We start from the raw sequence: 21,532 nt of genomic DNA, 5'->3' as shown, positions 1-21,532 counted from the left end.
TTTTGTGGATATCCAATGTCATCGAATAAAACCCTCGCTCTGGCGCTGTGCTTCGCTATCACTGGTTGCGCACAAACCCCACAAAATGATGCCGAGGGCAGCAGCGGCTGGTGGCCGTTCGGCTCTTCCGACAAGGTGGCGGCCAAGGACACGGCGCCAGCGGCGCCTCTGAAACCGGCTGCCGTCGCACCGCAAGCCAAGGCCGAGAGCGCCACCCACTGGTGGTGGCCGTTCGCTTCCGATGATGCTGCCGACGTTGCGAAGAAAGATGACGTCAAACCCCAGGACAAACCTGAAGCCAAGGCACCGGCCCTTGCCAAGGCCGAAGCCGAAAGCAACGGCAAGTGGTGGTGGCCGTTTGGCGGCAAGGATCAGGAGACCGCCAAGGCGGTGCCGATGCCCGATCCTAAAGTCACCCAGGCCTGGCTCGACGACTACGAGCCGAAGCTGCGCACAGCCATCCAGGACAGCAAGCTCCAACTCGAGCGCCGCGACAACGTGCTGGTGGTCACCGCGCCCGTGGACGGCTCCTTCAACCCGGACCGTCCGGCCATGCTGCTGCCCGTGACCCTCGGGCCGTTCACCCGCGTGGCGAAGATCCTTGAAGCCGACCCCAAGACCGCCGTGCTGATCCTCGGCCACGCCGATACCTCGGGCGCCGCACCTGCGAACCTGAAGCTCAGCCAGGAGCGTGCCCAGTCCGTTGCGGCGATTTTCCGTCTCAGCGGCCTGCAACGTGATCGCCTGATGCTGCGCGGCATGGGCGCAGTGGCGCCACGTGCGGCCAACGACAGTGTGGAAGGGCGTGCCTTGAACCGTCGCGTGGAACTGCTGGTCACGCCGGCCAACACCATGGTTGCGCTGCTGAGCAAATACAACATGCCGGCTCCCGCACCCGTGACGCTGGTGGCGGCCCAGGACGTGAAGCCCGTGGCCCCGGCCCCAGCGCCTGCGGCGAAAAAAGCCGTGACCCCGACCAGCAAAAAAGCACCGGCCAAAAAAGCCGTGGCCAAGGCGCCTGCGAAGAAAGCCCCTGCCAAGGCCACTACCCCGGCGAAGAAAACCCAACCGGCCAAAGCCGCCACCGATACCAAGAAAGTCGCGGCTGCCGATACCCCCAAGCAGTGATGGGCTAACCACAAGGAACGCGCCATGACCCAACCGCTGGCTGATATGCGCCGCGACTACACTCGCGATGGCTTGACCGAGGCACAAGCCCCGGCCGAGCCGTTTGCACTGTTCCACCAATGGTTCGCCGACGCGGTGAAAACCGAGCAGGCGCCGGTGGAGGCCAACGCCATGACCCTGGCGACGGTGGATGCAGAAGGGCGCCCGCACTGCCGGATCCTGCTGCTCAAGGGCCTGGATGCCCTGGGGTTCACGTTCTTCACCAACTACGACAGCGCCAAGGGGCAGCAACTGGCCGCGAATCCATTTGCGGCCATGACGTTTTTCTGGCCGGCCCTGGAGCGCCAGGTGCGCATCGAGGGCAAAGTGGTAAAGGTCACCGCGCAGGAGTCGGACGCCTATTACCAGGTTCGCCCGCTGGGCAGCCGTCTCGGCGCCTGGGCTTCACCCCAGAGCCGGGTAATTGCAGGGCGTGGTGAGCTGGACGACCTGCTCAAGGCCACCGAACAACGTTTCAGCGACAGCCAACCGCATTGCCCGGAGCATTGGGGCGGTTATCGTTTGCTGCCCGAGCGCATCGAGTTCTGGCAGGGGCGTCCGAGCCGCCTGCACGATCGCCTCAACTATCGCCTGCAAGGGGCGAACTGGACGCGCGAGCGTCTGGCGCCTTAGCGTCGGGGTAATATGCCGCAGCGGTTTCAAGCCATTGCGGCAAGTCCCGGCGTTTGACCCCTTGCTCCCGGGCGCGGGCCAATTGTTGCAGCATGTAGGTCTTTTTCTGCTCATCCTGCCCCGCCAGGGACAGCGCCAAGTCGCGGTCCATCCAGCGTTTGATTCGTACGTACAGCCACCAGTGGAAGTACAAACCGGCCACGGTGACCGCGACGATGATGAAATAATCCATGAAAATCCCCGGGTTGATGACGCAGGTTTCGGAAATTGGCGCTACTGTTTGGTGAATTTTTCGGGTGCGCCTGTATCCCACCTGAATGAAAACAATTTTATCCCGGCGAGGCCGTGACAGGCGTCAAGCTGCGGAGTTTAATGAATCCCTGTCTTTTGGAGTTTGATGCTATGCGTAAGTCTGTTTTGCTGGTTGCTTCCTTTTCCACGATGGCGATGTTGCTCACTGGCTGTCAGTCGAGCCTGACCGGTGACTCCTACTCCCGTGACGAAGCGCGTCGCGTGCAGACGATTCGCATGGGCACGATCGAAGCCTTGCGTCCGGTCAAGATCGAAGGCACCAAGACCCCTATCGGCGGTGCGGCCGGTGCTGTGGTCGGTGGTGTAGGCGGCAGTGCCATCGGTGGTGGCCGTGGCAGCATTGTCGCCGCTGTGATCGGCGCGGTGGCCGGTGGCCTGATTGGCTCCGCTACTGAAGAAGGCCTGACTCGTACCCAAGGCGTGGAAATCACTGTTCGTGAGGACGATGGCAGCATGCGTGCCTATGTGCAGCAGGTTCAGGAGAATGAGGTGTTCCGTGTGGGTGAGCGGGTTCGTATTTCTACTGTGGATGGTACGAGTCGCGTATCGCACTAATTTACGGGAGGGATTCTAGAGTTGTGTGTATATCCGTTGCTGGTGTAACGGCTACTTATGGTTCCGCTCTTACAGCGGCTCACTTTTGAAAAGCGCAAAAGTAAGCAAAACGCTCTTGCCCCACCACTCGGTGCCTCGCCTAGGCTCGGCATGCCCGAACGCAGGCATTGCTCCGTGGGCCGCCGCGAAGGGCCATCCATGGCCCTTCGCGGCGGGCCCACGGAGCAATGCCGGAGTGAGGGCACACCGAGCCTACGCGAGGTGCCAAGTGGTGGGGCAGAAGCGTTTGCTTACTTTCGCGCTTTTCGAAAGTGAGTCGCTGTAAAAGCGAAACCATAAGTGGCCGTTACCGCAGAAACGGATATACACACCATTCCTTAACCTCCCATGGCTCTCAAGACGCTAACGCAGAAGTAAGGATCAACCAGGCAATGCGGGCTGCTTGCGACTGGCCGCCGCCGTCACCGCATAACCCAACAACGCCGCCAGTATCGAACCAGTGAGAATCCCCATCCGGTCCATGCCCGCATAGTCGCTGACACCCGGCTCAAACGCGAGGGAGCCAACGAACAGGCTCATGGTGAACCCGATACCGCACAGGATCGCCACCCCCAATACCTGGCCCCAGTTAGCGCCAAGGGGCAGGCTGGCGATGCCGATTTTCACCGCCAGCCAGGTCAGGCCGAAGACGCCGACGGTCTTGCCCAGCAACAGGCCAATGGCGATACCCATTGGCACATGATGGGTGAAGCTTTCGACGGTGACGCCGCTCAGGGACAAGCCGGCGTTGGCGAAGGCGAACAGCGGCAGGATGCCATAGGCCACCCAGGGATGCAGGGCATGTTCCAGGGTTAGCAGCGGCGAAGTCTCGGCGTTTTTCGTGCGCAGCGGGATGCAGAACGCCAGGGTCACCCCGGCCAGGGTGGCATGGACACCGCTCTTGAGCACGCAGACCCACAGAATCAGGCCGACAACCATGTAGGGTCCGAGCTTGACCACGCCCATCCGGTTCATCGCCACCAGGGCGGCGATGCAGGTTGCCGCCAGTATGAGCGACAGGCTGGACAGGGCGCCGGAGTAAAAGATCGCGATGATGATAATGGCGCCCAGGTCGTCGATGATCGCCAGGGTCATCAGGAACAGCTTGAGCGACACCGGCACCCGCTTGCCCAGCAAGGCCAGCACGCCGAGGGCGAACGCGATGTCGGTGGCCGTCGGAATCGCCCAGCCGGCGAGGGCGGCCGGGTTGTCGCGGTTGAGGAACCAGTAGATCAGCGCCGGCACGACCATGCCGCCAATCGCCGCCGCACCCGGCAGGACGATTTGCGAGGGTTTGGACAGTTGCCCATCGAGTACCTCACGTTTGACTTCGAGGCCGATGAGCAGAAAGAACATCGCCATCAGGCCGTCGTTGATCCACAGCAACAGCGGCTTGGCGATCTTTAGCGCCCCGACCTGGGCCACTACCGGCGTGTCCAGCAGGCCGTTGTACAACCAGGAGAGCGGCGAATTATTGATGGCCAGGGCCAACACGGCGGCGGCGATCAACAGCAGGCCGCTGGCCGCTTCCAGTTGGAAGAAACGCGTCAAGGAATTACGTAGAGGCATGATCGCTCTCCCTATCGAATCAAAAAGATGGCACACCCTAACCCGTACTGTTAGTTGTTAAAACAAAAGTTATATTCTTTTTTGTTATATGTCGTTACGACGCGTGCGCCGCACAGTCGGGCAGTTGCGGCGCATATTGGACCTTAGCTGTACCTGTGCGTGATGTCGGTTTTTTCCTAAGCTTGCGCCTGGTTTTTCCGAGACCACGTCGCGCCTGCATGACCGTCAGGTTTCCCCGCGTCGAACCGAGCCAGTGAGAGGACACCATGAACGACCACCGCCAGTGGGCGCGCGAAGCGATTCGCATCATTGAGGCTGACTTCCAGCGCAGTGCCGATACACATCTGATTCCCCTGCCGCTGCCAGGCCTGCCGGGAATCGAGCTGTATTTCAAGGATGAGTCCAGCCATCCCACCGGCAGCCTCAAGCATCGGCTGGCTCGTTCGCTGTTCCTCTACGCATTGTGTAACGGCTGGCTCAAGCCCGGCGCGCCGGTGATCGAGGCTTCCAGCGGCTCGACAGCCATTTCGGAAGCGTACTTTGCAAGGCTGCTCGGCCTGCCCTTTATCGCGGTGATGCCGGCGACCACCTCCCGGGAAAAAATCGCACAGATCGCTTTCTATGGTGGCCAGAGCCACCTGGTGGACGACCCTACGCAGATCTACGCCGAATCCGAGCGTCTGGCCCGTGAGCATGATGGGCACTTCATCGACCAGTTCACCTACGCCGAGCGCGCCACGGACTGGCGGGCCAATAACAACATTGCCGAGTCGATCTTCCAGCAGATGCGCTTCGAGCGACATCCGGAGCCGAGCTGGCTGATTTCCAGCCCCGGCACCGGCGGTACCACAGCCACCTTGGGACGTTATGTTCGCTATCGCCAGCATGGTACCCGCGTGCTGTGTGCCGACGCCGAGCGGTCGGTGTTCTTCGATTACTACCGCAGCGGCGATGCCAGCCTGCGCCTGGATTGCGGCTCGCGAATCGAGGGTATCGGCCGGCCACGGGTCGAGGCGTCGTTCTTGCCGAAAGTCATCGATGCGATGGTCAAGGTGCCGGACGCCTTGTCGCTGGCGGCCATGCATTACCTGGCCGAGCGTCTGGGACGACGCGTCGGTGGGTCCAGCGGCACCAACCTGGTCGGCGCGCTCATGGCGGCCTGGCAGATGGCCGATGCGGGGGAGTCGGGGTCGATCGTGGCGATCTTGTGTGACGGCGGCGAGCGCTACGCCACGACCTATTACGATCCGGCATGGCTCAAGGCCCAAGGCTATGAGTTGAGCGGGTTGATGGACATCGTGGCGGCATGTGTGGAACGGGGCGAGGCGCTGCCGGAGAGTGTGTTGCGGGCCAATATCTGACCTTGAAGGCACTGAGGTCTTTTGTGGGAACGGGCTTGCTCGCGAAGGCGGTGAGTCAGTCAACTTATCGGTGAGTGATGTACCGCATTCGCGAGCAAGCCCGCTCCCACAGGGTCATGCTGTCTACTTAGGCTGAGTCATTAGCCCCTCAGGCCTCGAGGCCAAGGATATCCCGCGCCACGGCCTCGGCAATCCGGATCCCGTCCACCCCCGCCGACAGGATCCCCCCGGCATAACCGGCGCCTTCACCGGCCGGGAACAGGCCCTTGACGTTCAGGCTCTGCAGCGATTCGTTGCGGGTAATGCGCAGGGGCGATGAGGTGCGGGTTTCGATGCCGGTCAGCACGGCGTCGTGCAGCGAGTAACCGCGAATCTGTTTCTCGAACGCTGGCAGGGCCTCGCGGATGGCTTCGATGGCAAAGTCCGGCAGGGCCAGGGCCAAGTCGCCCAGGGATACCCCAGGCTTGTAGGAAGGTTCGACGCTGCCCAGTGCCGTGGACGGCTTGCCGGCGATGAAATCACCCACCAGTTGCGCCGGGGCCTCGTAGTTGCTGCCACCGAGCACAAACGCGTGGGATTCCAGACGTTCCTGCAACTCGATGCCGGCCAGCGGGCCACCGGGATAATCGACTTCCGGCGTGATGCCGACGACGATACCGGAGTTGGCGTTGCGCTCGTTGCGTGAATACTGGCTCATGCCGTTGGTCACGACGCGGTTCGGCTCGGACGTCGCGGCTACCACGGTGCCGCCCGGGCACATGCAGAAGCTGTACACCGAACGACCATTCTTGGCGTGGTGCACCAGTTTGTAGTCGGCGGCGCCAAGTTTCGGGTGACCGGCGTACTTGCCCAGGCGCGCGCTGTCGATCAGCGACTGCGGGTGTTCGATACGGAAACCCACCGAGAACGGCTTGGCTTCCATGTACACGCCGCGGCTGTGGAGCATGCGGAAGGTGTCCCGGGCGCTGTGGCCCAGGGCAAGGATCACATGTTTGGAATGAATCTGTTCGCCGCTGGCCAGTTCGACGCCGACCAGTTGGCCGTCCTCGATCAGCACATCCGTGACCCGCTGCTGGAAACGTACTTCGCCGCCCAGGGCACGAATCTGCTCGCGCATGGTTTCCACCACGCCTGTCAGGCGGAACGTGCCGATGTGCGGCTTGCTGACATAGAGGATTTCTTCCGGAGCCCCGGCCTTGACGAATTCGTGCAGAACCTTGCGGCCAAGGAATTTCGGGTCCTTGATCTGACTGTAGAGCTTGCCGTCGGAAAACGTCCCGGCGCCGCCTTCACCGAACTGCACGTTGGATTCGGGGTTGAGCACGCTTTTGCGCCACAGGCCCCAGGTGTCCTTGGTGCGCTGGCGCACTTCCGGGCCGCGCTCGAGGATGATCGGCTTGAAGCCCATCTGCGCCAGCAACAGGGCGGCGAAGATCCCGCACGGGCCGAAGCCGACCACGATCGGTCGCTCGCTCAGGTCGGCCGGTGCCTGGCCTACCACTTTGTAACTGATATCCGGCGCTTCGTTGACGTTACGGTCATCGGCGAACTTGCGCAGCAGGCTGGCTTCATCGCGCACCGTCAGGTCGATGGTGTAGATGAAGCACAGTTCGGAAGATTTCTTACGTGCGTCATAGCTGCGTTTGAACAGGGTTAAGTCGAGCAGGTCATCGCTGGCGATGCCCAGGCGCTGCACGATGGCAGGGCGCAGGTCTTCTTCGGGGTGGTCGATCGGCAGCTTGAGTTCGGTGATTCGTAACATGGCGGGGTCCGGTTCGCGGGGCGCACAACTGCGCCAAGGCGTTTGAAGCGGGCGATTATAAGCCGCAATCGCCGGTTCCCCTATAACGCTGTTCACTTAAAGCGGCTATGACGCTTTCGTGGCGAGGGAGCGGGGACGGTATGCTGCCGCGGATCGATCATTCCCACGCTCCGCATGGGAATGTCGCCAGGGACGCTCCGCGTTCCGCTTCTGGACGACGTGAAGCTGCGGTGACGCCACGCAGTCAGTCGTCGCGCGCGCCGCCGAAGTAGGCGCAGCCGCGTTGGACCTGGCCGTTGACCCGCAACTCGGCGCTCATGTGTTGCACGCTGTTGCTGACACTGTCGACACAACGCGCAGGTGTGACCCAGAGTTCGACTTTCTGGCCGTTGGCCTCGGTGCCCAGGTTGAAGCGGCCATCGCCCAATTGCTCCTCGACGTAAGGCACCGCCAGCGGCGGCTGGCCTTCGCGGTCCAGCACCAGGCCCTTGCCACTGGCCTTGAGGGTCCATTCCGGGCTGTGTCCTGCGGCGCGCAGGATCACTCGTTTGAAGTCAATGTCTTCGCAAGCCGTTCCCGAGCGTTCCAGGCGATACAGCTGTTCAACGTCCAACTGACTGTCGGTGCCGGCCGCTGCGCTGGAGACGATGCGACCGCGCACATCGGCAAACAGTTTGCCCTGGTCATCGGCCAGGCTGGCGGCCTGCTGCAGCACGCTGGTGCCGCCGCTGTCGTTGACGATGTAGCGGCGCTGTTCCTGGCATGGCTGGAACACCAGTTTGCCATCAGCTGCGGTGAGCTCACCCTGCATGCGAGTCTGGCCCGCATGGGACGCGCTCTGCCGTGGGGCTTCGAGCAATTGGCAGCCGGTGAAGATGGAGAGGAGGGCGACAAGCAACAGGGAACGGGCGGCACGCATCATTGGGTCTCCAGACAAGTGCCGCCACGTTACTCAGACTGATTCTACAGTACAAGCCATCAGGCAAACCTGGCGGGCCAGCAAGGTCTTCGCGGTTACATTGCGAATCATACCGATGGCCTGGGCAGGGGGCGGATGCAGTAGGCTTCGCGGGTTCCTGGCCTAGGGGTGGCATATGAAAAAGACACAGCGATTCATGTTCATAACCTTGGGGATGACCGCGGCGTTGCAATGCATGGCGGCTGATATCCATTTTTCGTCCGCTTCGGATTTCACGGAAATCGATTTGAATCTCAAGCGTGCGGATGGCATCGACCTGAGAAACGTGACGTTGAAGGTGGCGCTTGCCCCCGACGCCCAGCGCCGCATGGCAAGGGTTACTCGAGAGGAAATGAACAAGCCCCTGCGCTTGTACATCAATGGTGTGTTGGTCAGTACCGCGACAATCAAAGGGGTGATTGAAAGTCCCGAGGTCGTGATAGGCGTGCCGCGTGAGGTCGCCTCTTCATTGATACCCACATTGCTCGAGCCGTCGGCGCCCTGATGAAATCAGGCGCGCCTGCGGGCGTCCGTTTCTCAACCCACGTGATAGGTCTGGCCGGTCTGCAGGCCTTCGACGCTCTTGGCGTAGGCCAATGCAACATCGACGGCCGGCACCGGCTTGTAGCCCCGGAAGTAAGGTGCGTACTTGTCCATGGCTTCCAGCAATACGTTCGGGCTCACCGAGTTGACCCGCAAGCCCCGTGGCAACTCGATTGCCGCGGCGCGCACGAAACTGTCCAGGGCGCCGTTGACCAGGGCCGCCGAAGCACCGCTCTTGATCGGGTCGTGGCTGAGTACGCCGGTGGTGAAAGTGAAGGAGGCACCGTCGTTGGCGAATTCACGACCGATCAGCAGCAGGTTGACCTGGCCCATCAGCTTGTCTTTCAAGCCCAGGGCAAAACTGTCTTCGGTCATGTCAGCCAGGGGCGCAAAGGTGACGTTGCCGGCGGCGCAGACCAGGGCATCAAAACGGCCAGTCTTCTCGAACAGGGCGCGAATCGAGGTGCTGTCGCTGATGTCCACCTGCAGTTCACCGCTGTGGCGGCCGATCCGAATGATTTCGTGGCGCGGCGACAGTTCGTTATCGATGGCCGAGCCGATGGTGCCGTTGGCGCCGATCAACAGGATTTTCATGAGCTGTTCCTCAATGGGTTGAATGAGTTTTCAGTCTAGAGGGGTTCTTTCCATGGATAATCATGCTAATAGGCAACCTTTGGTTTTCAATTGGAAACAATCCAATGAGCGAAATGGATGACCTGGCGGCGTTTGCCGTATTGATGGAGGCCGGCAGTTTCACCCTGGCGGCCCAGCAGTTGGGGTGCAGCAAGGGCCAGTTGTCCAAGCGCATCAGCCTGCTGGAGAAGCGGTTTTCGGTGGTGTTGCTGCAACGCACCACGCGGCGCTTGAGCCTGACGGCGGCAGGGGCGGCGTTGCTGCCCCAGGCTCAGGCGTTGCTGGTGCAGGTGGAAAGGGCCCGTCAGGCATTGGCTCGGTTGAAGGACGATATTTCCGGGCCGGTGCGTATGACGGTGCCGGTTTCGTTGGGCGAAACGTTCTTCGAAGGCTTGCTGATGGAGTTCGCTCGTACGTATCCCAACGTGCAGATCGAGCTGGAGCTCAACAACGGTTACCGTGACCTGAGCCGCGATGGCTTCGACCTGGCGATCCGTTCCGACGCCGCCATCGATGAGCGATTGGTGGCCCGGCCACTGCTGGCGTGGCACGAAATGACCTGCGCCAGCCCGGTCTACCTCGAACACTATGGCGAACCCGAGACGCCCCAGACCCTGGCCGAACACCGTTGCCTGCTCAATAGCCATTACAGCGGGCGGGAAGAATGGTTGTATCACCAGCAACACGAACTGCTGCGGGTCCGAGTGTCGGGGCCGTTCGCCAGCAATCACTACAGCCTGCTGAAAAAAGCCGCCCTGGCCGGTGCCGGAATCGCCCGTCTGCCGTCGTATCTGCTGCATGAAGAGTTGGCTGACGGACGCCTGCATTGGCTGCTGCGCGATTACCAGACCCGGCGCATGCCAATGTACCTGGTGCATCCCTACCAGGGCGGCCTGCCCAAGCGCACCCAGGTGCTGGCTGATTATCTGATCGACTGGTTCAAACGCAGTGGCGAGGCTCTGGATCGGCTACAGCGATAAGCCAGCCATGGGACACCCCCTGTGGGAGCTAGCTTGCTCGCTCCTACAGGAGATTTTCAATCTCAGTCAGTGGGCGTAACGCTTGGCAATCAGGTGGTCGATGGACAGTACCCCCGGTCCGCGCGCCATCAGGTAGAGCAATACCGCCGCCCAGGTACCATGGGTCGGGTAGGCGTCCGGGTAGACGAACAGTTGGATGGTCAAGGTCATGCCCAGCAAGGCCAGCGCTGAAAAGCGCGTCGCCAGGCCAAGCAGGATCAGCACCGGAAATACATGCTCGGCAGAGGCCGCCAGGTGCGCAGCCAGTTCCGGCGACAGCAACGGCAGGGCGTATTCGCTTTTGAACAGGGGAATGGTCGAGTCCGCCAGCCGCGGCAGACCGATCTGGAAAGTGCCGTCGACCAGGTCGATGGCCAATCCTTCGATTTTGGTCTGGCCGGATTTCCAGAACACCGCGGCAATCGAGAAGCGTGCGATGAAGGCGATCAGGCTGTGGGGGATTTTCTCCAGCCATTGAATGAAACCGGCAATCAGGGCGTTCATGGGGATACCTGTTCAGCTAGGAGGTGAGTGATAGCGCTGTGACGAATGAGCCCCGCCAGGGTCTGTTCCAGGTCGAGGTCGATTGAGGCTTCAATGGCAGCGGCCAGGGACAGCCCCTGTTGCAGGGCGGTGATGAACCCGTGGGCCGCGTGATTGATCGCGAACACTTGCACCTCGAGGCCGTTGCGCAGCACCAAGGCGTTTTGCGCAGAAAACGCCTCGAACGGCACGGGTGTCTCGTGCTGATGGGCGGCCCAGATCGTCACCACGGCGAAGGGCGAGTGCAGCAGCCGCAGTGACGGGTGCAGACCGATCTTCAGGTGCTTTGTCTGTGTGGCGGACGACAGCACCTCGACGATCCGTTCTGCGGCCATGGGCTCGGCGTCGGCGGCATGCCAGGCCTGCACGTGCAGTCGCTCCAGTCGGGCGACATCCGCCAGGTACGGTACGCAGGCGGCGGGTTCGAAGCGTTCGATGAAGCCGGCGAAATCATCCCCGTAGTCGTTCATCACCGGGCTTCGCGGTGGCGCCGACTGGACGTAGACCCCAGCCATGCCTCGGAAAAATTCCTCGCCCACCAGTTGCGCCACCACCGGGTAATTGTCGGCCAGGGCGTTGATCAATGAGCTGAGCACGTTGTTGCGGTACACCGCGAAGCGACTCTGCGGGTCGGCGCCGTTGGCGCTGAGCAGGCCGGAGGGGCAAGCCTTGCGCGGGTCGAGCAGGGCGGCGGCGAATGTGCACTGGTCGCTCATGATCGGGCTCCAACGGCATTTAAAAGCTGATCGGCCTGGCGCGCTTCGGCCAGCAGCACTTCCCATGGGGGGATGTGGTTGTCGCGCTCGATCAAGGTGGCTACCGGCCCGGTCTGCGCCAGAACCTTGAGGTACAGTTGCCAGACTGCGTTATCGATTGGCGCGCCGTGGTCGTCTATCAACAGGCGCTCGCCAAGGCTGTCGGTGTCTTCGGCAAAACCGGCCAGGTGGATTTCGCCGGTCGCTTGCAGGGGCAGGGCGTCGAGGTAGGCCAGTGGATCGCGGCAGTGGTTGACGCACGAAACGTAGACGTTGTTCACATCCAGCAGCAGGCCGCAGCCGGTACGACGAATGACTTCGCTCATGAAGTGCGGCTCGTCGAGTGTCGAGGCTTCGAACGCCAGATAGGTCGCCGGATTCTCCAGCAGCAGCGTACGTTTGAGGCTGGATTGCACCTGGTCGACGTGTTCGCAGACGCGGTCGAGGGTTGCTTCGTCGTAGGCCAGGGGGAGCAGGTCATTGAGGAACACCGGGCCGTGGCTGGACCAGGCCAGGTGTTCGGAAAAGGATTGGGGCTGATAGCGGTCGATCAATGCAGCCAGGCGCTGCAAATGCGCGATATCCAGCGGCCCCTCCCCACCGATCGACAGGCCGACACCGTGCAGCGACAGCGGGTACTGTTCGCGTATCCGCCCCAGGAAGTGATGAAGCGGCCCGCCGGCCACCATGTAGTTTTCCGCGTGCACTTCGAAAAAGCCCAGGTCCGGTCGGGCCTGGAGTATCTCGCGAAAATGCTCGCTCTTGAGCCCCAGCCCTGCCCTTGGCGGCAGCCGGTTATCAGTGGCGAGGGATGGGGTATTCAACATGGTGGCAGAGGCCTCAGGCAGATGCGATCAGGACTTGGCCTTGAACGCTTCGAGCTGGCCGAAACCAGTCGGGGAGGTTTCGCTTTTGGTGGTGGTGCAAGTGCCTTTGGGGACCGATTTCCAGGCGTTGCCCTGATAGTCCATTTTTGCCGTACCGGCGCAGGTGGTGCCGGCGCCGGCGGCGCAGTCGTTCTTGCCTTTGAGGGCAACGCCGAAGCATTTTTCCATGGTGTCATCGGCTGCGTGGACGGTCGAGACGGCTGTCATGCTCAGGGCAGAACCCAGGGCCAGGATCAGGGCGGTGGCGGACAGGGTGCGGGTCGAAGCAGTCATGATGATTCTCCAGTCATTCAGGGAAATGAACCGGCGTCAGCGCCGGTCTGCTGTACTAGAGAAGGGAGGTGGGGGAGTGTTACAGCGGCTGTAGATTTTTTTTCGGTTGTCCCCAAAACTGTGGCGAGGGAGCTTGCTCCCGCTCGGTTGCGCAGCGACCGTAAAATCTTGGGGCCGCTGCGCGACCCAGCGGGAGCAAGCTCCCTCGCCACAGGGGATTGCGGCTGGCCCGGGCGAAAAAAAACGGCCCGAAGGCCGTTTTTTTACTGCGACAGACTCAACCGCCCAGGTACGCCTCACGCACTTTCGGGTCGGTCAGCAGGGCCTCACCGGTGCCTTGCATCACCACGCGACCGTTTTCCAGCACGTACGCCCGGTCGGCGATTTTCAGCGCCTGGTTGGCGTTCTGCTCCACCAGGAACACCGTTACGCCGTCCTTGCGCAGTTGTTCGATGATGTCGAAGATCTGCTGGATGATGATCGGTGCCAGACCCAGGGACGGTTCGTCGAGCAGCAGCAGCTTGGGTTTGCTCATCAGCGCACGACCGATGGCGAGCATTTGCTGTTCACCGCCGGACATGGTGCCGCCGCGCTGGGTGAAGCGTTCTTTCAGGCGTGGGAAAAGGTGCAGGACCTTGTCCATCTGTTCCTGATAGTCGCCCTTGTCGGTGAAGAATCCGCCCATGGCGAGGTTTTCTTCCACCGTCAGCCGGGCAAATACCCGACGACCTTCCGGCACCACCGCGATGCTCTTGCGCATGATGTGCGACGAGTCCTGGCCCACCAGTTCCTCACCCATGTAGCGGATGCTGCCGCTGTGGGCCTGGGGCGAACCGCAGAGCGTCATCAGCAGGGTGGATTTGCCGGCACCGTTGGCACCGATCAGCGTGACGATTTCGCCCTGGCGGACTTCGACGTTGACGCTGTGCAAGGCCTGGATCTTGCCGTAGAAGGTGGAAACGTTTTCGAATTGCAGCATTTACGCTTCCCCCAGGTAGGCTTTGATCACTTCAGGATTGTCGCGGATCTGTTCCGGCGTACCGTCGGCCAGGGGCGTGCCCTGGTTGATCACGACGATGTGGTCGGAAATGCTCATGACCAGCTTCATGTCGTGCTCGATCAGCAGCACGGTGACGTTGTGCTCTTCACGCAGCACGCCGATCAGGGCTTTCAGGTCTTCGGTTTCCTTGGGGTTCAGGCCGGCGGCCGGCTCGTCGAGCATGAGGATCCGCGGACGGGTCATCATGCAGCGGGCGATTTCCAGGCGCCGTTGCTGACCGTAGGCCAGGGTGCCGGCGGGACGGTTGGCAAACTCGGTGAGGTTGACCTTGTCCAGCCAGTACTCGGCGTACTCCATGGCCTCGCGTTCGCTTTTGCGGAACGCCGGGGTCTTGAACAGGCCGGCAAAGAAGTTGGTGTTCAAATGACGATGTTGGGCGATCAGCAGGTTCTCGACCGCCGTCATGTCCTTGAACAGCCGCACGTTCTGGAAGGTGCGTACCACACCCTTGCGGGCGATGTGGTGGCCGGGCAGGCCCTGGATCGGCTCGCCGTCCAGCAGGATGGTGCCGCCGGTGGGCTGGTAGAAGCCGGTCAGGCAGTTGAACACGGTGGTCTTGCCCGCGCCGTTCGGCCCGATCAGGGCAACCACTTGCTTCTCTTTCACGGTCAGGGCCACGCCGTTGACCGCCAGCAAACCGCCGAAGCGCATGCTCAAGTTTTCGACTTTCAGGATCTCGCGGCTCATTTGCGCAGCTCCATGTGGGGGCGTTGCATAGGCAGCAGACCTTGAGGACGCCAGATCATCATCAGCACCATCAGGGCACCGAACATCAACATGCGGTATTCGCTGAATTCACGCATCATTTCAGGCAGCAGGATCATCACGATGGCCGCCAGGATCACGCCCAACTGCGAGCCCATCCCACCCAGCACCACGATGGCGAGGATGATTGCCGACTCGATGAAGGTGAAGGATTCCGGCGTCACCAGGCCCTGGCGGGCGGCGAAGAAACTGCCGGCAAAACCGGCGAACGCAGCGCCGAGGGTAAACGCCGACAGTTTGATCACGGTTGGGTTGAGACCCAGGGCGCGGCAAGCGATTTCGTCTTCACGCAGTGCCTCCCAGGCGCGACCGATCGGCATGCGCAGCAGCCGGTTGATGACGAACAGCGCGGCCAGGGCCAGCAACAGGGCAACCAGGTAGAGGAAAATCACCTTGTTGATCGAGTTGTATTCCAGGCCGAAGTACTCGTGGAAGGTCTGCAGGCCTTCGGCGGCTTTACGTTCGAAGGTCAGGCCGAAGAACGTCGGTTTCTCGATGTTGCTGATGCCGTTCGGGCCACCGGTGATGTCGGTCAGGTTGCGCAGGAACAGACGGATGATCTCGCCAAAACCCAGGGTCACGATGGCCAGGTAGTCACCGCGCAAGCGCAGGACCGGGAACCCCAGCAGGAAACCGAAGGTGGCGGCCATCATCCCGGCGATCGGCAGGCAGATCCAGAAGCTCAGGCCGAAGTAGTGGGACAGCAGCGCATAGCTGTAGGCACCGACGGCGTAGAAGCCGACATAACCCAGGTCCAGCAGGCCGGCCAGGCCTACCACGATGTTCAGGCCAAGGCCGAGCATCACGTAGATCAGGATCAGCGTGGCGATGTCCACCGCGCCACGGGAGCCGAAGAATGGCCACACCAGTGCGCCAACGATCAGGGCCAGGACGATCCAGCGCTGGGTGGTCGGCAGGGTCAGGAAGTTGCTGGCCTTGGCCGGGATCACCGGCAGGCCGGGCGACGACTTCCACATGGCGCTGATCTGTGTGCTGAACAGCACCCGCAGGAACATCAGCAGCGAACACACGGCGATGGTCGCCAGGATGGCCGGGCTGGTGCCGTGCACTTCCAGGTTGATACCGACGATGGTCAGTTTAAGACCCAGTACCGGGTAGGCCACGGCCCAGACCAGCAGGGCGCTGAAGAGCGCCGATTTGAGATGCCTAGTCATACTTTCTCAACCTCCGGACGGCCCAGGATGCCGGTCGGCCGGAATAACAGAACCAGAACCAACAAGCCGAATGCCACGACGTCCTTGTACTGGTCGCCGAAGATGTCGGCGCCAAAGGCTTCCGCCACGCCCAGTACCAGCCCGCCGAGCATCGCGCCGGGAATGCTGCCGATGCCGCCCAGTACCGCGGCGGTGAAGGCTTTCAGGCCGACGAGGAAGCCGGCGTTGGGGTTGATCACGCCGTATTGCATGCTCAACAGCACCGCGGCGATGGCCGCCAGGGCCGCACCGATGACGAAGGTCAGGGCGATGATGTTGTTGGTGTTGATGCCCAGCAGGTTGGCCATCTTGATGTCCTCGGCACAGGCGCGACAGGCGCGGCCCAGGCGGGAACGGGAGATGAACAGCGTCAGGCCGAGCATGGCGACCAGGGTCACCACGAACACCACGATTTGCATGTAGGAAATCAGCACTTCATGTGCCCCACCTGGCCCGATGGCAAAGTTGCCGGGAATCAGGTTGGGTATGGATTTGTCCTTGGAGTCTTGCGAAAGCAGTACCGTGTTCTGCAGGAAGATCGACATGCCGATGGCAGAAATCAACGGGATCAGACGGTTGCTGCCGCGCAGGGGGCGGTAGGCGATCCGTTCGATGCTGTAGCCATAGGAGCTGGTGACGACGATGCTCGCGATGAAAGCCGCGGTCATCAACAGCGGGACACTGTCGAGTCCCATCATGGCCAGCCCGGCGATGGCGATGAACGCCACGTAGGAGCCGATCATGTACACCTCGCCGTGGGCGAAGTTGATCATTCCAATGATGCCGTAGACCATCGTATAGCCGATGGCGATCAGGGCATACGTGCTGCCAACGGTCAGGCCGTTAACCAGCTGCTGGAAGAAGTGATAGATGTCAGGCATTACAGCGCTCCTAAAAACCTGATACGCATTTCACTGGTGGAGTCATTTTCCCGCCCGGCCCCGTGGATCTGCATCCACTTCGAGCACGAGGTTTGCCAGCGAACCGCTGATGACGGTTTTGAGATTTTCAGGTGGGGAGACTGGCGGATCACGCCAGCGCGGCCCAATACATTTAAAACAAAGCCCACGGCACGCCGTGGGCTTTATTGGCAGTCAGTCAGGCCAGGCCTTACTGAGGCGAAGCTTCGGTTTTAGGTTTGCCGAAATGCCACTCGTAGACCACGAACTTGAAGTCTTTCAGGTCGCCGTTCTTGTCGAAGCTCAAGTCACCGGTAGGGGTCTTGAAGGTGCCGGCGTGGATGGCTTCAGCCACTTTGCCCGCGTCTTCACTCTTGGCAGCCTTGATGGCGTCGGCGATCACGGTCACGGCAGAGTAGGACGGGAACACGAACGGACCGCTCGGGTCTTCTTTCTTGGCCTTGAAGGCGTCAGCCAGGGCGATGTTGGCAGGGTCCTGGTCGAAAGATTTCGGCAGGGTTACCAGCAAGCCTTCGGAAGATTCCTTGGCGATCTGCGAGATGGAGTCGTTACCCACGCCTTCCGGACCCATGAACTTGGCTTTCAGGCCTTTTTCCTGGGATTGACGCAGGATCAGGCCCAGTTCCGGGTGGTAGCCGCCGTAGTAGACGAAGTCGACGTTGGCTTGCTTGAGCTTGGCGATCATCGAGGAGAAGTCTTTGTCGCCGGCGTTCACGCCTTCGAAGACGGCCACTTTCACGCCTTTGTCTTCGAGGGTTTTCTTCACGGCGCTGGCGATGCCTTCACCGTACTGCTGCTTGTCGTGCAGGACCGCAACGATCTTCGGCTTGACGTGGTCGGCGATGTAGTTGCCGGCCGCAGGGCCTTGGGCGCTGTCCAGGCCGATGGTGCGGAAGATCATCTTGTAGCCGCGAGCGGTGATGTCCGGGCTGGTAGCGGCCGGGGTGATCATGACCACGCCTTCGTCTTCATAGATGTCCGAAGCCGGCTGGGTGGAGCTGGAGCACAGGTGGCCGACCACGAACTTGATGCCGTCGTTGACGACTTTGTTCGCGACCGCGACCGCTTGTTTTGGATCGCAGGCGTCATCGTACTCAACGGCGACGAGTTGCTTGCCGTTGACGCCACCCTTGGCGTTGATCTGCTCGATGGCCATTTTGGAGCCACTGAATTGCATGTCGCCGTATTGGGCTACAGGGCCGGTTTTTGGGCCGGCAATGCCGATCTTGATGGTGTCGGCGGCGAACGAATGGCTGGCAACCCCGGCCAGAACCATAGCGGCAAACAGTTTGGAAATCTGCTTAGTAGCCTTAGTCATAGTGCTCCACTCATGCTGTTGTAGTTTTTATAGTCCTGGCGCCGTAGCAGCAGAACCGGGTCAGATATCTTGGATACCCTCGCGGAAAATGCCCCCGGCAACTGTACCGGTACAGTGTAGAGCGCCGATTGTTGGCAAGGGAAGCTGGCGCTTGGGGGCAAAACCTGAGGGTGTCGCTTAATTGAAAGAAAAAGACAGAATGGCGGCGGGGTTTGTCCGGTCATATCGGCAATCCTTGGCTTTCCTGCGCTTTTCAATCGGTACTGCAATTGCTACCGGGTTTTTCTGCCAGACCACCGACGTTATCATTCGCGCCGATTTCTTTTCCGGACAGGTCCCATGAATCAAGAACCTAGCACCCTCTATGCCAAGCTGCTTGGTGAAACCGCATCCATCACCTGGAAAGAGCTGGAGCCGTTCTTTGCCAAGGGTGCCCTATTGTGGGTCGATCCGGCACTGGATTTGATCGCCGCCGCCGAGGCCGTCGCCCAGGACGAAGGCGACAAAGTCGCCGCCTGGCTGGCCGCCGACCAGCTCGCCAAGCTGTCTGAAACGCGGGCGCTGGATTTTCTGGAACGCGATCCGCAACTTTGGGCGGTGGTGGTTTCGCCCTGGATTATGATCCAGGAAAGGGCGTCGAACTGATCAATGCACCAAGTTGGTTCGTGTTCGGGTAAGCAATAAAGTGTGTAGGTGAGTAGCGTGATGGCTTCCTGCCGTGGCGAAACGCCACAAGACAGGGTGACGTATACGTAACGGGAACAGTTCATGGAGCAGCCTTTGGGCTGCTCAATTGTTTCTGGATGTTGTCCCAGTGTGTGTTCAAGGCCGCCTTCGCGAGCAGGCTCGCCCCCACAGTGGGCCGCATTCCTTCTGAAGAAACGCGGTTCCATGTGTGCGAGCCTGCTAGCGAAAGGCGCGACGCAGTGCTGCGCCTGGCCTCAGTAAGTCCTGCCAGTATGGTTATTCAAGGAAATGACCTTGGTCTTGCCAATGCGGTGACGGTAGATCTCGCGCAGGTACTTGATGGCCTTTTTCACGCAGTCGCGGGACAGGCGGATATCGTTGATCGAGACGAACTTGTCCTTGTCACTGATCAGCTCGCGGTACTTCTTCTCGTACATCGGCTTGATCGCGTACCAGTTGGTGTCGAGGATCTTCGCCGGGTTTTCGAATTCGTTGAGCAGGTCGTCGATCCGTTCTTCGTCGAAATCTTCATTGATGATGAAGTCCAGGATCGAGTTGTCCAGGGTGTCGTCGAAGCGGTATGGCGTGCGGGCGAAGCAACGTTTGATGAAGGCCACGATCAGGGTCAGGAAATCATCCGACAGGCACGGGCTCTTGGCGATCAGGGTGGTCAGCGACAGGTTGGCCGACGCGCCGATCACCAACGCGTAACGCTTGAGGGTGGTGTTGGGGAACAGGCTGTTGAGGTGGGTCTTGAGCCGGTTCAGGTCCATGTAGGACAGCTTGTAGTCCTTGGGCAGGGAGACGATGGACACCACCGACGAGCAATTCTTGAAGAAGTGCAGGTCATGCAGGGCCGCGGCGTCGTAGCCGGAATTCTTGTACTGCTCCAGCGAGGCGCGGTAGCGCTTGGATTCGATCGGCAGCAGGCTGATGCCTTCGATGGCCTGGGTGACTTTGTTGAAGTGCGGCAGGTCGATGGAGCGGAAGAACAGGTCGTCGATGTTCAGGCGTGGCGGCTCTTTCTCGAACACTTTGAACTTGTCGCCACTGGGCGCCGGGGTTTCCGGGACGACGGATTCGGCGTAGGCAATCGCCACCGGCCCGGCCAGGCTCATGAACAGGTCGTTGGCGTCCAGGCGAATGGTTTCGCCGATGTCGATGCCGGCACGTCGGAAGTAGTTCTGGTCGTAGTCGGTCGTGACCGCCTGGGCCGTGAGGATGTTGAAGATCTGCTGGGAGATGTACTGGTTGGCGTGCTTCTCCATGGCATTGACGTCAATGTTCTGGATGTTGCCGTCATCGCTTTCTTCAGCGTAGCGCATGATGTCGTTGGAGATCAGCATCATCGCGTTCCAGGGGCGGATACGCCCCATCACGCTGGCTTCGCTGCTGTCTTCGTTGGCGAAGTTGTACGAGAAATCCCATTCTTCCGACAGGTACTTGCACAGCAGGCGTCCGGCGTTGATGTGCAAGGCCTCGGACATTTCGCTACGGTGATCGGAGATGTTCGGCAGCACGCAGATGCCGCTGGTGAAGATCGGCTCGAAGACGAAGGAATGACCGCTTTTGCTGTCGTGTTCGTCCATCGGCTTGGTGTCGAACGTCTTGTTCATGTACGAGTACTGCTGGGCCAGGCCGAATTCCGAGGCCATGCCCGAGCCGGTACCGCCGCCGGCACTGAAGATCGAGAAGTACAGGCGCGACTGGTTGGCCTTGATGCCGCAGCTGTCGATCAGGTACGAGTGGATCATTTTCCAGTCGGGGCTGGAGAAGCGCTGGGTGTCCTTGTTCAGGATGATCTTGGCCAGGTATTGGCCCAGGATCGGCGCGTTACCGGCGCCACCGGCGTGGACTTCCGAGAGGTCCATGATTTTCATCTTGCTGTAGTCGCGCAAAAAGCCGCTTTTCTCACCCTTGCGCGAGAAACGGATGCGCCCGGCGATGTCCTTGTCCAGGTCGCCGAGCATCACCAGCGGTTCCACCAGGAACACCGGTTTGCTGGCCTTGCTGGTGCCCAGGCGCAGATTGTTGCGGATCCACTGCGCGGGGCTGTAGCCCTTGTCGCTGTAGGCCTTGTCTTCAGCATTGAATTCGTTGAGGTAGAACTTGCGGGCGTTGTACACCAGCTCCGCCACGTCGAGGGCGATGTTGGAGCCGCAGCGGCCCAGGCCGATCAGGCAGACCGAGGGGAATTCCTGCTGAGTGCGGTCGCTCTCGTCCTCTACCAGATGGGGCGGTCGTGGGAACACCGCGTCGCGCAGGCCGTCGAGGTTGTCGAGGATGCGGTCGGTGTTGGTTTCGGTGAAATACAGATACTGCTGAGTCGACAGGGGACGCGAGCTGCTCGATGGTTTCGAGGCTTCAGGGCCATTGGCGGCTGGGCTCAGGGTCAGATCGGATACCGCAGTGGCTGTTTTTTTGGAAGTCATTGTGCGCCATTTGCCTGAACTGGTTGGCTCGACGAGCGCTGTCATCGAACCATCGCGGATGGGAGCTCGCGTCCTGGATGGCGCGAAGGTCGGCCCCGAGCGTCCAGGGCTATAGCCTGGGGGGCAG

The 21,532-nt window shown here is 61.0% G+C and carries 23 protein-coding genes; 8 read left to right on the top strand and 15 right to left on the bottom strand.

Going from position 1 to position 21,532, the window contains the following annotated elements; translation table 11 throughout:
- The first annotated feature begins 15 nt into the window (after positions 1–15).
- Both BLT00_RS12175 and pdxH read left to right on the top strand, forming a co-directional pair.
- Positions 16–1,128 carry an OmpA family protein gene (locus BLT00_RS12175; protein WP_092144185.1) on the top strand — a complete coding sequence of 371 codons (1,113 nt, stop codon included), beginning with the start codon at positions 16–18 and terminating at the stop codon, positions 1,126–1,128.
- Between the two features lie 24 nt (positions 1,129–1,152).
- On the top strand, positions 1,153–1,800 hold the full coding sequence (pdxH, locus tag BLT00_RS12170) for a pyridoxamine 5'-phosphate oxidase (RefSeq protein WP_072343206.1): 648 nt from the start codon (positions 1,153–1,155) through the stop codon (positions 1,798–1,800).
- Here the strand turns inward: pdxH and BLT00_RS12165 are convergent.
- Complete coding sequence (locus BLT00_RS12165; protein WP_092144187.1) at positions 1,748–2,032, bottom strand: hypothetical protein; 285 nt, start codon at positions 2,030–2,032, stop codon at positions 1,748–1,750. The genes pdxH and BLT00_RS12165 overlap by 53 nt on opposite strands.
- 170 nt (positions 2,033–2,202) lie before the next feature.
- On the opposite strand from BLT00_RS12165, the gene BLT00_RS12160 reads away from it, so the two are divergent.
- Entirely contained in the window at positions 2,203–2,667 is a 465-nt protein-coding gene (locus BLT00_RS12160; protein WP_047228399.1) for an outer membrane lipoprotein, read from the top strand.
- A 420-nt stretch (positions 2,668–3,087) separates the two neighbouring features.
- Here BLT00_RS12160 and nhaA read toward each other — a convergent pair whose 3' ends face one another.
- Entirely contained in the window at positions 3,088–4,275 is a 1,188-nt protein-coding gene (gene nhaA / locus BLT00_RS12150) for a Na+/H+ antiporter NhaA (RefSeq protein ID WP_063322673.1), read from the bottom strand.
- A 266-nt stretch (positions 4,276–4,541) separates the two neighbouring features.
- On the opposite strand from nhaA, the gene BLT00_RS12145 reads away from it, so the two are divergent.
- Positions 4,542–5,636, top strand: coding sequence for a PLP-dependent cysteine synthase family protein (locus BLT00_RS12145; RefSeq protein ID WP_092144191.1), 1,095 nt, complete (start codon positions 4,542–4,544; stop codon positions 5,634–5,636).
- A 148-nt stretch (positions 5,637–5,784) separates the two neighbouring features.
- Here BLT00_RS12145 and BLT00_RS12140 read toward each other — a convergent pair whose 3' ends face one another.
- Together BLT00_RS12140 and BLT00_RS12135 are read right to left on the bottom strand one after the other, a co-directional pair.
- The gene (locus BLT00_RS12140; protein ID WP_092144193.1) at positions 5,785–7,398 is read right to left on the bottom strand and encodes an NAD(P)/FAD-dependent oxidoreductase; all 1,614 of its coding nucleotides are present in this window, start codon (positions 7,396–7,398) and stop codon (positions 5,785–5,787) included.
- A gap of 244 nt (positions 7,399–7,642) precedes the next feature.
- A complete protein-coding gene (locus tag BLT00_RS12135; protein WP_092144308.1) occupies positions 7,643–8,317 on the bottom strand; it encodes a COG3650 family protein in 675 nt (224 codons plus the stop codon).
- 175 nt (positions 8,318–8,492) lie between these two features.
- Here BLT00_RS12135 and BLT00_RS12130 point away from each other — a divergent pair, with 175 nt between their 5' ends.
- Positions 8,493–8,861 carry a hypothetical protein gene (locus tag BLT00_RS12130; protein WP_092144195.1) on the top strand — a complete coding sequence of 123 codons (369 nt, stop codon included), beginning with the start codon at positions 8,493–8,495 and terminating at the stop codon, positions 8,859–8,861.
- Between the two features lie 32 nt (positions 8,862–8,893).
- Here the strand turns inward: BLT00_RS12130 and BLT00_RS12125 are convergent, their stop codons facing one another.
- Positions 8,894–9,493: a short chain dehydrogenase gene (locus BLT00_RS12125; RefSeq protein ID WP_092144197.1), complete on the bottom strand. Its 600-nt coding sequence runs from the start codon at positions 9,491–9,493 to the stop codon at positions 8,894–8,896.
- A 104-nt stretch (positions 9,494–9,597) separates the two neighbouring features.
- Between BLT00_RS12125 and BLT00_RS12120 the strand changes: the two genes are divergently transcribed.
- Positions 9,598–10,512 (top strand): LysR family transcriptional regulator, encoded by a 915-nt coding sequence (locus tag BLT00_RS12120; RefSeq protein ID WP_092144199.1) that lies wholly within the window; start codon positions 9,598–9,600, stop codon positions 10,510–10,512.
- 66 nt (positions 10,513–10,578) lie between these two features.
- On the opposite strand, the gene BLT00_RS12115 is transcribed toward BLT00_RS12120, so the two are convergent.
- The 9 genes from BLT00_RS12115 to BLT00_RS12075 form a co-directional block, all read right to left on the bottom strand.
- The gene (locus BLT00_RS12115) at positions 10,579–11,055 is read right to left on the bottom strand and encodes a DoxX family protein (protein WP_072349329.1); all 477 of its coding nucleotides are present in this window, start codon (positions 11,053–11,055) and stop codon (positions 10,579–10,581) included.
- Positions 11,052–11,810, bottom strand: a complete 759-nt coding sequence (locus tag BLT00_RS12110) for an HvfC/BufC N-terminal domain-containing protein (protein ID WP_092144201.1) — start codon at positions 11,808–11,810, stop codon at positions 11,052–11,054. Before BLT00_RS12110 ends, BLT00_RS12115 begins: the two co-directional genes overlap by 4 nt.
- Positions 11,807–12,676: an MNIO family bufferin maturase gene (locus BLT00_RS12105; RefSeq protein WP_092144203.1), complete on the bottom strand. Its 870-nt coding sequence runs from the start codon at positions 12,674–12,676 to the stop codon at positions 11,807–11,809. The genes BLT00_RS12110 and BLT00_RS12105 overlap by 4 nt, the downstream gene beginning before the upstream one ends.
- A gap of 27 nt (positions 12,677–12,703) precedes the next feature.
- Positions 12,704–13,009, bottom strand: coding sequence for a BufA1 family periplasmic bufferin-type metallophore (locus BLT00_RS12100; protein ID WP_063322664.1), 306 nt, complete (start codon positions 13,007–13,009; stop codon positions 12,704–12,706).
- A 277-nt stretch (positions 13,010–13,286) separates the two neighbouring features.
- Positions 13,287–13,988: an ABC transporter ATP-binding protein gene (locus tag BLT00_RS12095; RefSeq protein ID WP_063322663.1), complete on the bottom strand. Its 702-nt coding sequence runs from the start codon at positions 13,986–13,988 to the stop codon at positions 13,287–13,289.
- Positions 13,989–14,756 carry a high-affinity branched-chain amino acid ABC transporter ATP-binding protein LivG gene (livG, locus tag BLT00_RS12090; RefSeq protein WP_063322662.1) on the bottom strand — a complete coding sequence of 256 codons (768 nt, stop codon included), beginning with the start codon at positions 14,754–14,756 and terminating at the stop codon, positions 13,989–13,991.
- The gene (locus BLT00_RS12085) at positions 14,753–16,009 is read right to left on the bottom strand and encodes a high-affinity branched-chain amino acid ABC transporter permease LivM (RefSeq protein ID WP_063322661.1); all 1,257 of its coding nucleotides are present in this window, start codon (positions 16,007–16,009) and stop codon (positions 14,753–14,755) included. The genes livG and BLT00_RS12085 overlap by 4 nt, the downstream gene beginning before the upstream one ends.
- Positions 16,006–16,929, bottom strand: a complete 924-nt coding sequence (livH, locus tag BLT00_RS12080; protein WP_014336891.1) for a high-affinity branched-chain amino acid ABC transporter permease LivH — start codon at positions 16,927–16,929, stop codon at positions 16,006–16,008. The genes BLT00_RS12085 and livH overlap by 4 nt, the downstream gene beginning before the upstream one ends.
- Before the next feature lie 229 nt (positions 16,930–17,158).
- Entirely contained in the window at positions 17,159–18,286 is a 1,128-nt protein-coding gene (locus BLT00_RS12075; protein WP_063322660.1) for a branched-chain amino acid ABC transporter substrate-binding protein, read from the bottom strand.
- A 181-nt stretch (positions 18,287–18,467) separates the two neighbouring features.
- On the opposite strand from BLT00_RS12075, the gene BLT00_RS31870 reads away from it, so the two are divergent.
- Together BLT00_RS31870 and BLT00_RS12070 are read left to right on the top strand one after the other, a co-directional pair.
- Positions 18,468–18,629: a hypothetical protein gene (locus BLT00_RS31870; protein WP_158265818.1), complete on the top strand. Its 162-nt coding sequence runs from the start codon at positions 18,468–18,470 to the stop codon at positions 18,627–18,629.
- Positions 18,626–18,931, top strand: coding sequence for a DUF2288 domain-containing protein (locus BLT00_RS12070; RefSeq protein WP_072349093.1), 306 nt, complete (start codon positions 18,626–18,628; stop codon positions 18,929–18,931). Before BLT00_RS31870 ends, BLT00_RS12070 begins: the two co-directional genes overlap by 4 nt.
- Positions 18,932–19,227: 296 nt before the next feature.
- On the opposite strand, the gene BLT00_RS12065 is transcribed toward BLT00_RS12070, so the two are convergent.
- Positions 19,228–21,405 carry a hypothetical protein gene (locus tag BLT00_RS12065; RefSeq protein ID WP_092144205.1) on the bottom strand — a complete coding sequence of 726 codons (2,178 nt, stop codon included), beginning with the start codon at positions 21,403–21,405 and terminating at the stop codon, positions 19,228–19,230.
- Positions 21,406–21,532 lie beyond the last annotated feature (127 nt).

The organism is Pseudomonas sp. NFACC51 (genome assembly GCF_900103575.1).
In the GTDB taxonomy this organism is placed as follows: domain Bacteria; phylum Pseudomonadota; class Gammaproteobacteria; order Pseudomonadales; family Pseudomonadaceae; genus Aquipseudomonas; species Aquipseudomonas fluorescens_Q.
This window is presented reverse-complemented; position numbering and strand designations above follow the sequence as displayed.